12 protein-coding genes are annotated in these 17,111 nt (G+C 64.3%); 7 read left to right on the top strand and 5 right to left on the bottom strand.

Going from position 1 to position 17,111, the window contains the following annotated elements; all coding sequences use genetic code 11:
* Window positions 1-42: 42 nt before the first annotated feature.
* Window positions 43-909 carry a shikimate 5-dehydrogenase gene (locus ACXJ16_RS16055; protein ID WP_324696716.1) on the bottom strand — a complete coding sequence of 289 codons (867 nt, stop codon included), beginning with the start codon at window positions 907-909 and terminating at the stop codon, window positions 43-45.
* A gap of 2 nt (window positions 910-911) precedes the next feature.
* Window positions 912-1,922 carry a LacI family DNA-binding transcriptional regulator gene (locus tag ACXJ16_RS16060; RefSeq protein WP_324696714.1) on the bottom strand — a complete coding sequence of 337 codons (1,011 nt, stop codon included), beginning with the start codon at window positions 1,920-1,922 and terminating at the stop codon, window positions 912-914.
* 178 nt (window positions 1,923-2,100) lie between these two features.
* On the opposite strand from ACXJ16_RS16060, the gene ptsP reads away from it, so the two are divergent.
* From ptsP to ACXJ16_RS16090, 6 genes are all read left to right on the top strand, one after another.
* Window positions 2,101-4,623: a phosphoenolpyruvate--protein phosphotransferase gene (gene ptsP / locus ACXJ16_RS16065; protein WP_324696712.1), complete on the top strand. Its 2,523-nt coding sequence runs from the start codon at window positions 2,101-2,103 to the stop codon at window positions 4,621-4,623.
* Window positions 4,623-5,603 (top strand): 1-phosphofructokinase, encoded by a 981-nt coding sequence (pfkB, locus tag ACXJ16_RS16070; RefSeq protein WP_054438381.1) that lies wholly within the window; start codon window positions 4,623-4,625, stop codon window positions 5,601-5,603. The genes ptsP and pfkB overlap by 1 nt, the downstream gene beginning before the upstream one ends.
* Window positions 5,603-7,297 (top strand): fructose-specific PTS transporter subunit EIIC, encoded by a 1,695-nt coding sequence (locus tag ACXJ16_RS16075; RefSeq protein ID WP_324699074.1) that lies wholly within the window; start codon window positions 5,603-5,605, stop codon window positions 7,295-7,297. Before pfkB ends, ACXJ16_RS16075 begins: the two co-directional genes overlap by 1 nt.
* Before the next feature lie 53 nt (window positions 7,298-7,350).
* Window positions 7,351-8,721, top strand: coding sequence for a carbohydrate porin (locus ACXJ16_RS16080; protein ID WP_324696708.1), 1,371 nt, complete (start codon window positions 7,351-7,353; stop codon window positions 8,719-8,721).
* A 47-nt stretch (window positions 8,722-8,768) separates the two neighbouring features.
* Entirely contained in the window at window positions 8,769-9,443 is a 675-nt protein-coding gene (locus tag ACXJ16_RS16085; RefSeq protein WP_324696706.1) for a hypothetical protein, read from the top strand.
* Between the two features lie 366 nt (window positions 9,444-9,809).
* Entirely contained in the window at window positions 9,810-10,151 is a 342-nt protein-coding gene (locus ACXJ16_RS16090; protein ID WP_324696704.1) for a hypothetical protein, read from the top strand.
* Between the two features lie 41 nt (window positions 10,152-10,192).
* On the opposite strand, the gene ACXJ16_RS16095 is transcribed toward ACXJ16_RS16090, so the two are convergent.
* Together ACXJ16_RS16095 and ACXJ16_RS16100 are read right to left on the bottom strand one after the other, a co-directional pair.
* Window positions 10,193-11,278 carry an acyltransferase family protein gene (locus ACXJ16_RS16095; protein ID WP_324696703.1) on the bottom strand — a complete coding sequence of 362 codons (1,086 nt, stop codon included), beginning with the start codon at window positions 11,276-11,278 and terminating at the stop codon, window positions 10,193-10,195.
* Entirely contained in the window at window positions 11,253-12,770 is a 1,518-nt protein-coding gene (locus ACXJ16_RS16100) for a hypothetical protein (RefSeq protein WP_185996744.1), read from the bottom strand. The genes ACXJ16_RS16095 and ACXJ16_RS16100 overlap by 26 nt, the downstream gene beginning before the upstream one ends.
* A 506-nt stretch (window positions 12,771-13,276) precedes the next feature.
* Here ACXJ16_RS16100 and ACXJ16_RS16105 point away from each other — a divergent pair.
* On the top strand, window positions 13,277-15,790 hold the full coding sequence (locus ACXJ16_RS16105) for a calcium-binding protein (RefSeq protein ID WP_324696700.1): 2,514 nt from the start codon (window positions 13,277-13,279) through the stop codon (window positions 15,788-15,790).
* Window positions 15,791-16,198: 408 nt separating this feature from the next.
* Here the strand turns inward: ACXJ16_RS16105 and ACXJ16_RS16110 are convergent, their stop codons facing one another.
* On the bottom strand, window positions 16,199-16,843 hold the full coding sequence (locus ACXJ16_RS16110; protein WP_463920935.1) for a calcium-binding protein: 645 nt from the start codon (window positions 16,841-16,843) through the stop codon (window positions 16,199-16,201).
* Window positions 16,844-17,111 lie beyond the last annotated feature (268 nt).

Raw genomic sequence — 17,111 nt, forward strand, 5'->3', positions numbered from 1 at the left:
ATCCATGGCACTGCGAGCACATCCTGCCCCTTCGGGCCGGCATTACGCCGCGTCTTGCAGCCGCCGGGCTACTTGCGGGCCATGCGCGAAGGCGGTGGCCTTGGCAATGGCCTCATCGTCGGGGCGGATGCCGGTATAGAGCACGAATTGCTCGATGGCCTGGAGCACGATCACTTCCGCGCCGGAGATCGCCGTCTTTCCTGCGGCGAGGGCGGCCTTGATAAAGGGCGTTTCGGCGGGCTGCGCCACCACGTCGAAGGCGACGTCGCAGGCGGCGATCTGCGCGGGCGTGAAGGCGAGTTCGCCGGCCTGCGCGCCTTCCATGCCGAGCGGCGTGACGTTGACAAGCATCGCCGCCCCCTGTTCGGGAAGCTCGGGGAGCCAGCGGAAACCGTACTGTTCGGCAAGGGCGGGGCCGGCTTCGGCATTGCGGGCGATAATCGTGCCCTGGCGGAAGCCGAGATCGCGAAGCGCGGCCATGACCGCCTTGGCCATGCCGCCGCTGCCGCGCAGCAGGAACGGCGTGGCCGGATCGATGCCGCGCCGGGCAACGAGATCGCGCACGGCGGTATAGTCGGTATTGTAGCCGGTCAGCACGCCTTCGTCGTTGACGATGGTGTTCACGCTGTCGATGGCGCGGGCCGAATCCTCAAGCCCGTCGAGCAGGGGGATCACCGCTTCCTTGAACGGCATCGAGATCGCGCAGCCACGAATGCCCAGCGCCCGCAGGCCGCCGATGGCCGCTGGCAGGTCCGTGGTGGAGAAGGACTTGTAGACATAGTCCAGCCCCAGCAGCCCGTAGAGCGTGTTGTGCAGACGCGACCCGGCGTTGCCGGGGCGGGCGGAAAGCGACATGCACAGGCGCGTGTCCCGGCCGATCGATTGTTTTGCGCTGAAGTCGGTCATCATGGTCAGGCTCCGATGGGCTGGTTGGCGCGGGCGTGAGGGCCGCTCGATCCGCGCGTGATGAGGCGTCCCGCCAGCACGACCTTGCGGGCAGGCGCTTCGGGATGGTCCAGCCGGTCCAGCAGCATGGTCATCGCGGTGCGGCCGATCTCCTCGACCGGCTGTTCGATCACCGAGAGCCCGTCGCCGACGAATTCCATCCAGTCGTTGTTGTCGAACCCGGCAAGGGCAATGTCGCCGGGCACAGCGAGATCGAGGTCGCGCAGCGCACGCAGCACGGTGAGCAGCATGACGCCGTTGCTGGCGACGAGCGCGTCCGGGCGAACCGGGCCGCAGAGCAGTTCCCTGACCGTGCGTGCCGCGGCCTCGGCGGCGTGCGGCATCTCGACCGTGACGGCCTCCATGCCGAACTTGCGGGCCGCTTGCTCGAACCCGGCGCGGCGCTCGATCCCGGTGCTGCTGGCGGCGCCGAACAGCCCGGCCACGCGGCGGTGGCCCTGGGCGTGGAGGTGCGCCACCAATTCGGCGGCCATGGTTTCGTTGTCTAGCAATACCGTGTCGAGACCGGCGCTGGGCAGGCTGCGGTCGATCAGGACGACGGGGAAGCCCGGTTCCAGCCGCTCGGCCTTTTCGACCCATTGGCGGCAGGGCGCGAAGATCACCCCGGTTACGCGTTCCTCGTGCATCAGTTCGAGATAGCCGGCCTCCTTGGCCGGGTCTTCGTCGGTGTTGCACAGGATCACCCGCATCCCGCGTGCGGTGGCGAGGCTTTCGATGGCGCGCGAGACCGCGGTGAAGAAGGGGTTGCGGATATCGGCGACGATCAGGCCGATGGTGTTGGTGTGCTGGGAGCGCAGGCGCCGCGCCGCAAGGTTGGGGCGGTAGCCGGTGGACTTCACGGCCGCCAGCACCCGCTCGTGCATCGCGGGATCGACGCTGCGGCCTGACAGCACCCGCGAAACGGTGGCGGGGGACACTTCGGCAACCCGGGCTACGTCCTTGATTCCAACTGTCATCCGCAATGCGCCATTCGAGAAATCGTTCTCACTTGTTAGGGCGTTTTGCCCCTCTCCTGCGGGAGACTATGCATCACGTTCTCTCAAGATCGCAAGCATTCTCTTGACAAGCGCTTTGAGAAAACGTTTTCTAAGTACATCACAGACCCGTCGTCAAAACGGTCAGGAGAGGCCTGAAATGCTCGCAGATGCGCCCGCCTCGGGGGTAGAGGATCTCGTTCGAATCGATGCCAGCGCGGCAGACAAGGTCGATGCGATTCGCCAGGTCGGCCAGCTTCTGGTCGCCGCCGGCTGCGTTGCGCCCGGATACGAGGAAAGCATGGTCCGCCGGGAGGGCGTGGCGAACACGTTCCTGGGCGCGGGCGTGGCGATCCCGCATGGCCTGGGCGAGGACAAGGGCCTGGTCCGCCGCGACGGCGTGGCGATCCTCCAGTTGCGCGAAGGGGTCGAATGGAACCCCGGCCAGCGCGCCCATCTGGTGGTGGGCATCGCCGCCAATTCGGACAGCCACATCGCCATCCTGCGCCGCCTGACCCGCCTCATCCAGGACGAGCCGCGCCTTGCCGCGCTGGTCGCCACCGACGATCCGGCCGCCTTTTCCCGCGCGCTGTGGGAAGACGGCGCGGCTGCCGCCCCGTCCGAACCGGCGGCAGACTATGCTGAAACCACAGAATGGACGGTCGACTACCCAACCGGCCTCCATGCCCGCCCCGCCTCGGCCTGGGTCGAAGCGGCGCGTGCCTCTGGCGTGCGCCTGCGCGTGCGCCACGGCGGAGAGAGCGCCGATCCCCGCAGCCTCGTTTCCCTCCTCCAACTGGGGCTGCGTGCTGGTGATCGGGTGACTCTCTCCGCCGAAGGGGCAGGCGCGCGGGCGGCGCTGGACAGCTTTGCCGCCGTGGTCCGCCGCCTGACCGTGCGCGAGAAGGAAGACGCCGCGCGTGCCGCCGAAAAGGCCGCCGCGCCGATCCGCGGCTGGAAGCCCGTGGGCGAGGCGCGGATGATCGCGGGCGTCGCCGCCAGTCCGGGCCTCGCCATCGGCAAGGTCCATGTGCTTTCTGCGCAGGAACTCGACGTGCCCGACCGGCCGACCGATCTGGCCAGCGGTGGCACCCAGCTGAACGATGCGCTCACCCGCACCCGCGCGCAGATGAAGGCGCTGATCGACGATACCACCCGGCGTCTGGGTGCGGGCGATGCCGCGATCTTCAAGGCGCAGGCCGAACTGCTCGACGATACCGATCTCATCACGCTCACCTGCCAGCTCATGGTCGAGGGGCACGGGGTGGCATGGTCGTGGCATCAGGCGGTGGACCGTATCGCCGGGCAGCTTTCGGCGCTGGGCAATCCGGTGCTCGCCGCGCGCGCGGCGGATCTGCACGATATCGGCCGCCGCGTTCTGGCCGAGATCGATCCTGCGCTTGCGGCCGGATCACTGACCGATCTGCCCGAGGAGCCCTGCGTGCTGGTCGCGGCGGACTTGTCACCTTCGGATACCGCCACGCTCGATACCGCGCGGGTTGCGGGCATTGCCACGGCGCTGGGCGGGCCGACTTCGCACAGCGCGATCCTGGCCCGCACGCTCGGCTTGCCTTCGGTCGTGGCGGGCGGCGCGGACCTGATGGGGCTTGCCGCCGGGGCCACCGCGATCGTCGATGGCGACAGCGGCCGCGTCTGGCTGAACCCGTCGGAGGCCGATCTCGCCTCTGCCCGCGCGTGGATCGCGGCGCTCGCCGAAAAGCGCGCCGCCGAAGAAGCCGAGCGCGGCAAGCCTGCCGAAACCCGCGACGGCCACCGCGTGGAGATCGCCGCCAACGTCAATCGCCCCGATCAGGTCGCTTTCGCGCTGGCGCAGGGCGGCGAGGGCGTCGGCCTGATGCGCACCGAATTCCTGTTTCTCGAACGCGGCGACAGTCCGGGCGAGGACGAGCAGGCCGAAATCTACCGCGCCATGACCGAGGCGCTGGAAGGGCGCCCGCTGGTGGTGCGTGCGCTCGATATCGGCGGCGACAAGCAGGTGCCGCATCTTGACCTCCCGCGCGAGGAGAACCCTTTCCTTGGCGTACGCGGCGCGCGACTCTTGCTGCGCCGCCCGGACCTGCTGGAGCCGCAGCTTCGCGCGCTGTACCGCGCCGCCAAGTCCGGCGGCGATCTTTCGATCATGTTCCCGATGATTACCTCCGTCCACGAACTGATCGCGCTGCGTGCCCGCTGCGAGGAGATCCGCGTCGAGCTGGACGCGCCGACGATTCCCGTGGGCATCATGATCGAGGTTCCCGCCGCCGCCATCCAGGCGCGCTCGCTGGCGGCCCATGCCGATTTCTTCTCGATCGGCACGAACGACCTTACCCAATATGTCCTCGCCATCGACCGGCAGAACCCGGAACTGGCGGGCGATGCCGAAAGCCTGCACCCCGCCGTGCTGCGCATGATCGCGGCGACGGTGGAGGGCGCGAAGGCGCATGGCCGCTGGGTCGGCGTCTGCGGCGGCATTGCCGGCGATCCCTTCGGCGCGGCGCTGCTGGTGGGGCTGGGCGTCAGCGAACTGTCGATGACCCCGCGCGACATTCCGGCGGTGAAGGCCCGCATTCGCGGCGCCAGCCTCGAAAGCCTGCGCACGCTTGCCGCCAGGGCGCTCGACATGGAAAGCGCCGGCGAAATCCGCGCGCTGGACGGGCCGAAAATCGAAGAGGGGGAAGGCTGATGCGCACTCTTACGGTCACCTTCAACCCGGCCATCGACCAGACCGTCATGCTTGACCGGCTGGTCGTGGGCGAAGTCCACCGCGCCCGTTCGGTGCGTCAGAACGCGGGCGGCAAGGGCGTGAACGTCGCCAGTTGCCTGGCCGACTGGGGCATGCCGGTGTCCGCCTACGGCCTGCTCGGCAGCGACAATGCCGCCGCGTTCGATGCGCTGTTCGCCGCCAAGGCCATCGAGGACCGCTTCATCCGCATCGCCGGGGCCACGCGGGTCAACCTCAAGCTGGTGGACGCGACGGGCACGACCGATATCAATCTCGACGGGATCGCCGTGGATGCGGGGCGCGCCGAAATGGTGGCGGCAACCATCTGCGAAGCCGCGCGTGAGGGCGATCTGGTGGTCCTGGCCGGAAGCCTGCCGCCGGGCTGCCCGCCCGACAGCTACGTCACGCTCACCGCACGCCTGCGCGCGGCCGGGTGCCGGGTGGTGCTCGACACCAGCGGCCTGCCGCTCAAGTGCGCGCTTACCGCCGATGTTCTGCCCGATGTGGTGAAGCCCAACCGCGACGAACTGGCGCAATGGCTCGGCCGTCCCCTGTCCGATCTGGCCGCGCTTTCCGAAGCGGCGGCGCAGCTGCACGGGCGCGGCGTTTCGTTGGTCGTCGTGTCGATGGGCGAGGAAGGGGCGCTGTTCCTGTCCTCGGAAGGCGCCGTTACCGCGCGTCTCGCCATCGGACAGGTCGCCAGCACGGTGGGCGCGGGTGATGCGATGGTCGCGGGTATCGTGGCGGCTCTGGGCGAAGGCGCGGATCTTGAACGCACCGCCCGCCTCGCCACCGCGTTCGCGGTCGCCAAGCTCGGCATGGCGGGGCCGAACCTGCCCGCCCTGCCCACGGTGCATGCACTGGCCGATGAAGTGGCCGTCACGCCGTCGATGCTGCCGGGCTGTACCCGCCCGCAAACGATCAAGGCCGGAGAGGAATGATGGGCAAGCTCTACGCAGTTATCGATGCGGCCGATTCCGCCGTACAGGGCGTGCTCGCAGGGGAAGCGCTGCGCAAGGCGGCGCGGGCCAAGGGCCGCGATATCGAGATCGAGGTGCGCACCGGGCAAGGCGTGCTCAATCCGCTTCCGCCGGAATTGCAGGCGGGCGATACCCTGCTGCTGGTCGCCGCCCATGACGAGGCCGCAGCCGCACTCCCGCTCACGCCGCTTCGCCGTGTCACGCTGGAGGCGGTGCTGGCCGATCCCGAAGCTGCCCTGGCGCAGGAGCCGCAGGTTTCCGCCGATTTGCCGCGCGTAGTGGCGATCACCTCATGCCCCACCGGCATCGCCCATACCTTCATGGCCGCCGAAGGCCTTGAGGAAGGCGCCAAGCAGCTGGGCTATCCGATCCGCGTGGAAACGCAGGGCTCGGTCGGCGCCGGTTCGCCGCTGACGGCGGAAGAGATCGCGGCGGCCGACGTGGTCATCATCGCCGCCGACCGCGAGGTCGACCGTGCGCGCTTCGGCGGAAAGCGGGTCTTCGCATCGAGTACCAAGCCCGCCATCTCCGGCGGCAAGGCCCTGATCGAGCGTGCTCTCACCGAGGCGAAAGTGCAGGGCGGCGCGGCCTCTGCCGAGACTTCCGGCGGCGCTGCCGAACGTGCCGGTCCCTACAAGCACCTGATGACCGGCGTTTCCTTCATGCTGCCCTTCGTGGTCGCGGGCGGCCTGCTGATCGCCATGGCTTTTGCGCTGGGCGGTATCGATGCCAACAGCGCAGGCGCCGAGGGAACACTTGCGGGTGCCCTGTTCCGCATCGGCGCGCAGGGCGGTTTCGCGCTGATCGTGCCGGCGCTGGCGGGCTATATCGCCTATTCGGTGGCGGATCGGCCCGGCATCGCGCCGGGGATGATCGGCGGGATGCTGGCCGCCAATCTGGGCGCGGGTTTCCTGGGCGGCATCGTGGCGGGCTTCATCGCCGGTTACGGCGTCGAATGGCTCAACCGGCTTATCAAGCTGCCCAAGAACCTTGCGGGCCTGAAGCCGGTGCTGATCCTGCCGCTGCTGGGCACGCTGCTGACCGGGCTGCTGATGATCTATGCGGTCGGCACCCCGGTCGCCGCCGCGCTGGCGTTCCTGACTGAGTGGCTGCGCTCGATGCAGGGATCGAGCGCGATCCTGCTGGGCGTGATCCTGGGCGCGATGTCGGCCTTCGACATGGGCGGGCCGGTCAACAAGGCGGGCTATGCCTTCTCGGTCGGGCTGATTTCCAGCCAGGTCTATACGCCGATGGCCGCGACGATGGCGGCGGGCATGGTGCCGCCGCTTGCCGTGGGCCTTGCCACCCGCCTGTTCCGCGACCGGTTCTCGGTGGAAGAGCGCGAGGCAGGAGGCGCCGCCGCCGTGCTGGGCCTTGCCTTCATCACCGAGGGCGCGATCCCCTTTGCCGCGCGCGATCCGTTCCGGGTGATCCCGGCGCTGATGGCGGGATCGGCGATTGCCGGGGCCATTTCGATGGCGGCGGGCGCCGAGCTCAAGGTGCCGCATGGCGGCGTGTTCGTCCTGCCGATCCCCGGCGCGGTCACGCATCTGGCGGTCTACGGGCTGGCCATTCTGGCGGGCGTGCTGGTGAGCGGGGTCCTCGTTGGCCTGCTCAAGCCGCGCATGGCCCCGGCGGAAATCGCCGCCGCCTGAATTGATTCCGGGCCGGCGGAAGACCGGGCCGATCCTAGAGAGGATATGTTTCGATGCGGTTCGCACTGCTCAAGGGCGCCTGCTGTGCAGGTGCCGCCGCCCTTTCCTTGCCCTGTTTGACGGCATCCGCCGCCATGGCGCAGGAGGTCGCTTCCGACGAGGCCCCGGTCGCCGACAGGCAGGCCGATGTCCCGAAGCCCTGGCAGCCGCTGGCCGACGACGGCATTACCCTCGCGCTCAGCTACACGGGCGAGGCGGCAACGAACGTCACCGGCGGCCTGCGCCGCGATGCCGCTTATGCCGGGCAGATCTATGTCGGCGCGGACCTCGACATGGACCGCATCGCCGGCATCGGCGGCGGCACGATCCATGCCGCGATCACCAATCGCCACGGGGAAAGCCTCTCGGCGCTGGCGCTGGGCAACAACACCTCGGTTCAGGAAATCTGGGGCACCCAGAACACCCACCTCGCGATCCTGACCTGGGAGCAGAAGCTATTCAACGATCGCCTGATGATCGAGGCGGGGCGCAGCCAGGCCAACATCCATTTCCTGAATTCGCCGATCTACTGCAATTTTCAGGGCAATTCGGGCTGCGGCAACCCGACGTTCGTCTTCAAGAACAGCAACTTCACCTACTTCCCGGCATCCAGCTGGATGATCCGCGCCAAGGCCGAAGTGCTGCCGCATGTGACCGTCCACGTCGGCGCTTACGAGGTCAACCCGGACCGCAAGCGCGCCAGCGACCACGGCTTCAACTTCAGCACGAAGAATGCAACCGGCGTGATCGTGCCGTGGGAACTGGGCTATTCGAACGAAGGCAAGGGCGTGCGCCTGCCCGGCCACTATATCGTCGGCGGCTGGTTCGACCGGGGCGACTATGCCGATCCGCTGCGCGACGATCAGGGCGGCATCGCCATCCTCACCGGGCGTGATCCGCAGACCCGCAAGGGCCGCTCGGGCCTCTATTTCCGCTTCGACCAGCGCCTGACCCGGCCCGATCCCCGTTCGGAGCGCGGCCTCAGCGTGTTCGGCGTGGCGATGACCAACTTGTCCGGCCGGGTGGAGGAAAGCCGCTTCCTCGACTTCGGCGTGGTGCAGACCGGCACTCTTGCCGGACGCGATGCCGATACGATCGGCTTCATGATCAGCGACCAGCGCTTCAGTAACCTCGCGATGGAGCGCATGCGCGCGGCGCGGGTTTCGGCGGGCGGGGATGCCGCCGTCAGCCGCCACCAGTACATGATGGAACTGGCCTACGGCGCGCAGCTCGGCCCGGCGATCCGCATCTCGCCCAATGTGCAGTACATTCTCCACCCCGACCAGACCGGCGCCCCGTTCCGCACGCGCGACATCAAGGATGCGCTGATCTTCGGCTTCAAGTTCACGATAGACGCGCCAACGCTGCTGTCCGGAGGTCGATAAAGGCGGGAGCGCTTGACCGCCGCCGCCGAAGATGATGGAACGGACGCGTGAGCGACGATCTTCCCCGCCCCGAAACTCCATCTCCATCCAGGGCAGAGGCAAAAGCCGAAGTGCGCGCGGCCGAGGCCGCCGCCATCCGCCGGCGATGGATCACGCTGGGCGAAGTGCTGGCCGTGGTCGCAGTCGTCATTTCCGGGCTGACACTCTGGAATAACTGGACCGCGCGCAGCGACGGCGAGGCCGTGAAGCAGGCCGATGCGCAGCGCGCTTCCACCCGCGCCGCAACACTGGTGCTGGTGGCGACAAGTTCCGGCGAACAGGTGCTCACCCTGAAACCTGCTTCGCCCGAACAGTCCGTACAGAGCCAGACCATCCTGTTCCCGACAGCCTTGGGTGTGGCGCCTGCCGAAACCACCGGAGAACCGCGGATCGAGGCCAGGTGGTTCGAGCGGGAACTGGAAAAGGCACGGAACGAGGCCAAGCTCCCCGATAACAGCCGCGGCGACGAGCGGCTGCCGGTTGCGATCAGGACACGGTTCCTGGTCGATGGCGAACCGTACGAAGATGTCGCGCTATACGATATCGGTTACAGCGTTTCCGGTCGCTTCCTGTCCGGCCACAGCGTTGCCCTTCGCGGCGTATCGCTGATTTCCCATGTAAGGAGCGGCGCCGCTCAATCGAAACTCGACGCCCGTTGGGAACGTCTGCGCGCTCGCCCCTGAAGGTCGTCATCTGAACGGGTGGCAAATGCCCGGAAGGTGCACGGGCAATCCGGCCCTTCCGGTCACGCGGAACCGCTGCTCGCTGGCAAGGGGCGGCGAGGCGATTCCCAGCTTGTTGCAGAGTGAGTTTTACGCCGTCTTTTCGGCGTGAACATCTCGATGGCGAGGGGGCATTCCTGCGTGGGTCTGGCCGCTGCTTCTGTCACGCTCTGTCGGTCTCAGTGGCCGTTAGGTGCTCTTCAATGCGTGTGTCCGATCTTAATTCTGTGTCCGGCGAGACCGAAAACCGAGACTGCGATCCTATAAGAAGTTCACGCTGAGCCGGGATCGGCAAAGGTTTGTAGCAGCGGTCGCAGGAGTTGGGTCTTGTTTGGTTTCTTCGTTTCCGGTTTCTGGTTTGCAGGCAGCGTTTTCCTGGCATCCGCAGCCATTCAACTCCTGATCCGGCATCCGGGATTCCGTGGCCCTGCGGCCATCGCCTTTGCGGTCGTCGTGGCATGGGATATGCCGAGCATCAACGCCGCCCTCATCGATATTGCCAGTGCAAGCGGGTCGGCGCCTTCACTTGTCAATGATGTAGATGGGAAAATGATGGAGTTCCTGTACTTCCTGCCCATTCTACCTCTCGGATACGGCCTGTTTGCGGTCATGACCTGGCTGCGCGAGAACTCCCTGGGAACTCACGCGGCGACGAGAATCCAAGCTTGAATACTGTTCTTGTGGCTATGAATATTTTCGCCGGCATGTGATTATGCTCCGGTCACGGGTTGGGCGCGCGTCCTGCGGGCAATGTGTTCCTGAAGAATATTCCTTGCGGCCCCTTCATATCTGGTCGTGATCAGCCAGGCGAAGCCGACGATGACGGGGATCAGAAGATAGGCTTCCCATCCGGTACGCTCCAGGCCTGTGAACCTCTCGAAAGCGCCGGAATAGAGCGCGAGGATCGGCACATGAAGGCCGTAGACCGGATAGGAAACGACCCCCAGAAAGCGGCCGCCGGGGATCACTGTGCGATGGCCTGCGATAACCGCAAGAACGAGCGTGCATGGCAGGATGACAGCGGTGACGAATAGCGTCCATCTGACGTCATTTATCGGTAGGCAAAGCGACAGGATCAGAAGCAGGGCTGCGACGTACGAAGCCCAGGCTCCGGCTTTCGGCAGGGCTTGGCGGAATGCGTGTATCAGCAGGCCGATCAGGAAACCGAAGGATACGCGTGCGAGGCCGCCGGTAAATGTCGGCAGGTTCCAGCCCATGTCCATTGTTCCGTGAATTCCGGCAAGACGGGTCAGAGCGATCAGGCTGATCGCGGCGAGAACCAGGAGCGTCCCGCGTCTCCTGGCGACCAGAAACCCGGCCCATGCGAAGTTCACAAGGATTTCGAAGAACAGTGACCAGAGGGGGCCGTCCGCCGGGAAGAGTTCCCAACCGGTTGCCGATGCTTGCCACCATTTGGGCAGCAGCAGGAGGTTGAGCGCAGCGCTGGCGAGGATATCTTGCAGGCTGTCAGACCTCGCGGGTACGGCGATCCAGCGAGCAAGGAGGTAGGCTGCACCCATCAAGACGCCCAACACGATGATTGGCGCCACTCTGATGATGCGTTTCGTCGCAAAATCCCCGAATGTCATGCCGTTCAGAAGTCGCGCGCGGTAGGCTTCCGCGATGACAAAGCCACTCAGCATGAAGAAGAAATCGACAGCGAGATACCCGTTCGCGGCCAGCGGCGGGGCGCCCGTTCGGGTTCCGATGTGAAAGATCAGGACCGCCATCGCGGCGATGCCGCGCATTTCATCCAGAAACCCGTAGCGATCATGTGTGGAATTCGCGGACTGCATCGGCAGTAATCCCTGGGCGTGCATTTCGGGAACCGGCTTGCGCCGAAGTTCGGACGACATCGTTGGCTGCCGTCATGGGCTCGCGGATGAAATAGGGGGAAGATGCGGCTCTCACCGGGCGGTCCGGCTGGAAGGAAAGCGCTGTCGCAAGGCCGAAGCCGAAAGCCGCGACAAAGTCGAAATTGGCATCCGCGATCATCAGCGACACGGTGAACATCGGTATGTAGGCAAAGCGGAAACCCGAAGCGAGAATCCGCAGTTCCGGGCTGCTCGCCGAGCGAAGGCAGCTTTGAGCGATGAATGCGCAGAAAAAGACGCCTCCGAGGATACCCGTGGCGCTGAATATGGCGACGATGCTGCTCGACGCCCGTGTGCTTCCCAGACCAATGCCGAAGCCATGGCTTTCGAAAACGCTGGCGAGCGCAATCGAACGCCACATTCCGCGTTCCTCGTAGGAGTGCGATGAGCCTTTCTGCAGGACCATACGGTCGATCATGGCATAGATCGGATCAAGCAGGTCCGGCTTGAGAAGCAGGGTCATGGTCACGCCGGTCAGGATGGCGATCGGCACGGATAGTTCGCCGAGAAGGCCTTGCCGGTAGATCAGCCCCGTGTGCTGCGGCTTGTTCGCCCTGAGCAGCCATTCGGCACATGCCATCGCCACGAAGAGGCCCATGCCCACGTAAGCAGCAGAGGATTTCGACTGCCAGCAGAGCAGGAGCAACGCGATCAGAATGGGCGGACAAACCCTGGTTCGCAGCGCAATGTTGGTGATTGCGCGCCTGTAGAAGTAAAGGCTGCACAGGAAGCCGAGGCAATAAGTGCCGAACGCGGAAGCTTCCGGCATCAGGCCGACGACGCGTTTGGAGCCCATGACCTCCACTTCCGTGGCCAGTGCATAGGATGCAGTCCTGAACGGCTGCAGCAAGGGAGCCAGCGGCAGGAACTGGCTCGCATAGTCAAGCAGGCCGGTGACGATCAGCATGGCTGCGCCGAGGCAGAGCGCCTGAAGGGCATGCTGCCGCATGTCCGGCGATCGCAGGTGCCTGGCAAGCGCGAAGACCGTGAACACCGATATCGTCATGTAGACCCATTGGGAGAGATTCTGCGTCGATGGGGCCAAGGGTGCCGTGGTGCGGAGTACGCCGCGTACAGGAACGACGAGCAGGTCGCCGGCAAGCAGGCGGGGCATGAAAAAGGTCGTGACCGTGGCGATCGTCCAGAAGGCGAACAGGAACAGAAGCCGGTTCGGCATGATCGCCATCGACAGCAGGGCCGATGGGCCTTGCCTGTTGAGGAAGGCTTTTGCGATGACCACTATCGCAGCGATGGGCGTGGCGATGAACGTCAGCCCTCCGGTGAGTTGGGTGGGGATCACCGCGAAAGCGCCGAACGGCATGGTTGCGAAGAAAAGATAGAGCGCAACCGGCCGCCGGCTTGCGGCTGCCCAGATGACGAGCAGCCAGAACAAGGCGATGGGAATCGCATTCATTGCCGGTTCTTCCCGTGCTGCCGGGATGCGGTGCGGAGGTTAGAGGGTATCAGGCTGACCTCCGTGGGTTGGCGATCTGGACGTGGCTGGAGACTAGCCCGGAGTGGTCTGCAGGCGCAGTCGGGTCATCTCCGTTCCGGTGTCAGTTTTGATCGCTGACCAGTGTGGGCGCGGCTCATCTCTTCCATACCTGGCATTTGCTGTAGTCGCGGCTGATGGCTGGGACGGGGGTTATGGAGGGGCCGCGTGAATTTCGACGGCATACCGGTTGCATCGCGAATGCCTGGGGAGTTGTATCGGATACGGATGAGTTCGACTTGAAGGAGAGAAAATACTGGCGCACCGTTTGATTGAGGCGGGTTTTGCATGGTGATGGATAGGTGTTTACACATAATCTATCTGTGCAATTGCATTATTGGTTGTGTCTGTGATGGTAACCATCGCTGTAAGTCTGTCGTAGTGATATGATCCGTTACTTCCGGGGAAATTCTTCTTCGGGGAACGTTATGACTATCCGGTTAGATGCCCAGACCCACTTCAGCCAGGGGTGGAACACATCGCTTCTTGATGCCGCTGCAAACCTTGGCGTGGATGGCATCCGCGACAGCGTGCCATGGGGGGCGATCGAGAAAGCTGCGGGCAAGTATGACTTTTCGGTTCCGCAGGCTGCCTGGCTCGATCAGGCGCTGCAGAAGGGCCTTGCAGTTACGCTGACGTTTGCGAATGCCAATGCGCTCTACGACCGCGGATACACGGTTTACAGCGATGCGGGGCGCGAGGCTTTCGCCAATTTCGTCGTGGCGACATTGCAGCGCTATCCCAATGTGAGCGCCGTCGAGATCGGCAACGAATACAACTCCAATTCTTTCGTGACCGGCCCTGTGGCGACATCGTCGGCGGCCAACCGCGATGATTATTATGCCAAGCTGGTTGCCGCGGTGGACAGTGCGCTGAACAGGGCGGGACTGGACGTGGAACTTGTAGGAGGCGCCACGCACTCCATCCCGGTGGACTACTTCGCGGACCTCAAGGCACTCGGAACACTGGGCCTCCTCGATGCGGTTTCCATCCATCCCTATACCACGCCGCCCGAGCAGTTTGCCGACCAGATCGAGGTGCTGCGCGGCGTGATCGGCAAGGACATGGCGATCAAGGTTACCGAGTTCGGTGCGAATTTCGCCTCGCTCGACGATGCGCCGGCCTATCTTGCGAAAATGCTCAGCGTCATGGGGGATGCCGGTATCGAGAGCGCGAGTTGGTATGCACTGGCGCGCCAGTCCTACTTCCCGAACATGGAGCTCTGGAATACCCAGGGCGCCAGCGCGACGCCGGCGGGAGAGGCTTTTCGGGTATTCGACAGCCTGCTGGCTGATGCCGACGTGATCCGACGGGTCGCGACCGATGATTTCACTTACCTGTACACTTTCGGCGATCATGCGGCGGTGCTTTGGGGGCAGACGGGTTCCGTCAGCCTGGCGAAGGGCGTGTCCGCCTATGATCTCGACGGCAATCGGATCGCGAACTTCGACGGCAGGATTTCTGCGGATACTCCGATCATCCTGAAGTCCGAGGGGGTGATGACGGGAGCGTCGGTCCAGTTCCACGCGGGAAATCTCGTTGCGGACAGCTATGACCAGTTTGACGTGACCAATCAGGATGCGGCAGGTGCCGGGTTCGAGGGGCCATGGTCGTACTTTTCCCTGTCCGGCACCGGCCAGGTCGCCGCGTTGCAAACGATGGGGGGCGGATTGAAAGGGGGGGAACTGTGGACTCCGTATCTGGGTTCGCAATGGCTCCGCCCGCTGGAGATCAATGCGACAACGCTGACACCCGTTGATTTCGGCGGAGGCAAGAGCGCGGCGGCCCGTTACGGCATTATCGAGCGGTACACCGCCCAAACTGGCGGTCTGTTCACGATCAAGGGCACATATGATGTTGCCGATCAGAGCCTCGACGGGATTTTGCTGAAGGTCACCGTGAACGGGAAGGAGATTCTCCAAAAGGAGATCTATGACCCCGCGAAGGGCAATGCATACGATTTCAGCCTGGCTCACGTATCGCTCGCGGCAGGGGATCAGGTCGATTTCATCGTGCAATCGGGCGCCAGCTCAAGCGGCGATGTTACCACGCGCCATATCCAGATCTACTCCGAGAAGGCTGTTGCTGCCACGGTCCAGGCTGCAACCCTGGATTACTCGGGCGCGGGGGCCGGATTGCAGGTCAACCTGACGAAGGGGGCGGCGATCGTGGATGGCAAGCGCGCAGCCATCAGCGGGTCGGACGTGAAGGGATCGGCCCATGCCGATATCCTTGTCGGGGACGGGAAGGGCAATCGTATCGACGGCGGCGCGGGTGACGATCGTCTGGACGGACTTGCCGGAGATGACGTCCTGATCGGCGGAAAGGGCAATGACAGGATCGACGGCGGGATCGGGGCCGACCGCATGGAAGGTGGCGACGGCGACGATACCTATTTCGTCGACGACCGTGGAGACAGGGTGATCGAAAGCGGTGCGCAGGGCGGCGTCGATACCGTCAGGTCGCAGGTCGATTTCACGCTTGGCGACAGTATCGAGCGGCTCTACCTGACCGGCACGGCCAACCTCCATGGTATGGGCAATGCTCTGGCGAACATTCTCTACGGCAACGACGGGAACAACGTCCTGAATGGCGGCAAAGGCGCGGACAAGCTGACAGGTGGGGCCGGCGCGGACACCTTCGTATTCGATTATCTCGAAACAGGTGCGAATGCCGATACCATCCTCGATTTCCAGAGCGGTGTCGATCACATCGAGATCGACAAGGACATCTTCGCTGCGCTGGCCCCGCTTCGCCCGGGTTCGCCCGCGACCCTCGACTATGGCCGCAAGGCTGCTTCGGCCGATACGCATCTGTTCTACGATGCCTCTGCCGGGACGCTCTACTATGATGCCGATGGTAGCGGGTCTGCCGCGGCCGTTGCCCTTGTCACCCTCCGTGGAAAGCCGATGATCGATGCGACCGATATCATCCTTGCCTGACATGCAGGAAACTGGCGGTGAGCCGCTGGTTGGCCATAGGGAGGGCTTTGGCCCTTGCTCCGGTGAATTCATGCCGGGGCCGAGCAGGCGAAAGCCCTGGGGGGCATCCCGGAGAGAACCGCTGCCGGAGATCGCGCATCCTCATCGCCCCTCGCTTCTGCTTGGCCGCGTGTTTGCAGCCGAGTCCGACGACAGGAATCCGATGATGGGGATTGCGGTGGCCATGGCGGTCTCCGTCATGGGTTGGGCACTTCTTCTGGGTGCGATTTTCTGAGGCGGCCGAATGCCTCCGCCTGGCGGGGGCGCTCTCCCGGAAAGTCAAACGCCGCAACCGGAATTGCGTGAGGCCCGTAAAAAAGCGGACCGGGATGCGAAGGCATTCCGGTCCGCTTTTTGTGCGTTCAGGGCTCAGGCGAAGATAATGTCGGCGCTGGTCAGGTGGGCGTCGTAGAAACGAACGGTGGTGGTGCCGTAAGTCAGAATGGTGTTGTCGCCGAGATAGCTGAGCGAATAGGTGTTGCCTTCGAGCAGGCGAACCTTGTCCAGCCCCAGTTCGAAGTCGAACACCTTGTCCGAGCCGTCATCCTTGTCGAACTCGAAGATGTCGGCGCCGGTTTCCGTCGGGTCGTTGGGGTTGTCGCCATAGAGGGCATCGTCGCCGGCGCCGCCGAAGATGATGTCGTCACCCGAGCCGCCGTAGATGCGGTCGGCCCCGCCGCCTCCGTTCAGATAGTCATTGCCTTCGCCGCCGCGGAGCTTGTCTGCAGAACCGCCACCGTAAATGGTGTCGTTCCCTTCGTCTCCGTAGAGGTTGTCGCTGTTGGCTCCGCCGATGATGTAATCATCACCGCCGGCACCATGCACGGTGTCGTTGCCTTGGCCGGAAAGAATACGGTCTCCCAGCGCACTGCCGGAAATATTGTCACCAATGGATGATCCGTTGATATCTGCCACGGGAATGCTCCTTGCAATAATCGTTGCGATTTGAACTCGAAACCATTCGACGACGATTGTGCCGGCTTCCCGATTATTTGTGCAGCAAATCACGTCCACTCAAGAGAGTTTGGTGAAGTGTACCGGTTGCCCCCTCCCCCTTTCGATTTGCAGGTTCGGCGCAGTGCGCTTCAGTGCCCTCTCAATCGTGGCTTGTTCATAAGGCTTAGGGTTAATGTCGTGCAACCGTTTTGATGTGGATCTTACATTCATTCATTTTAATATACGCCATTATGGATGGTGTTTTACGTGTTATTACTAGAGTCTATGGCGATATTGCGCGGAATTTCTTTGTTGTTCAGCGCCCGCATGTGAAGTCTCCGCTTCC

It is taken from the genome of Novosphingobium sp. TK71 (assembly GCF_055361505.1).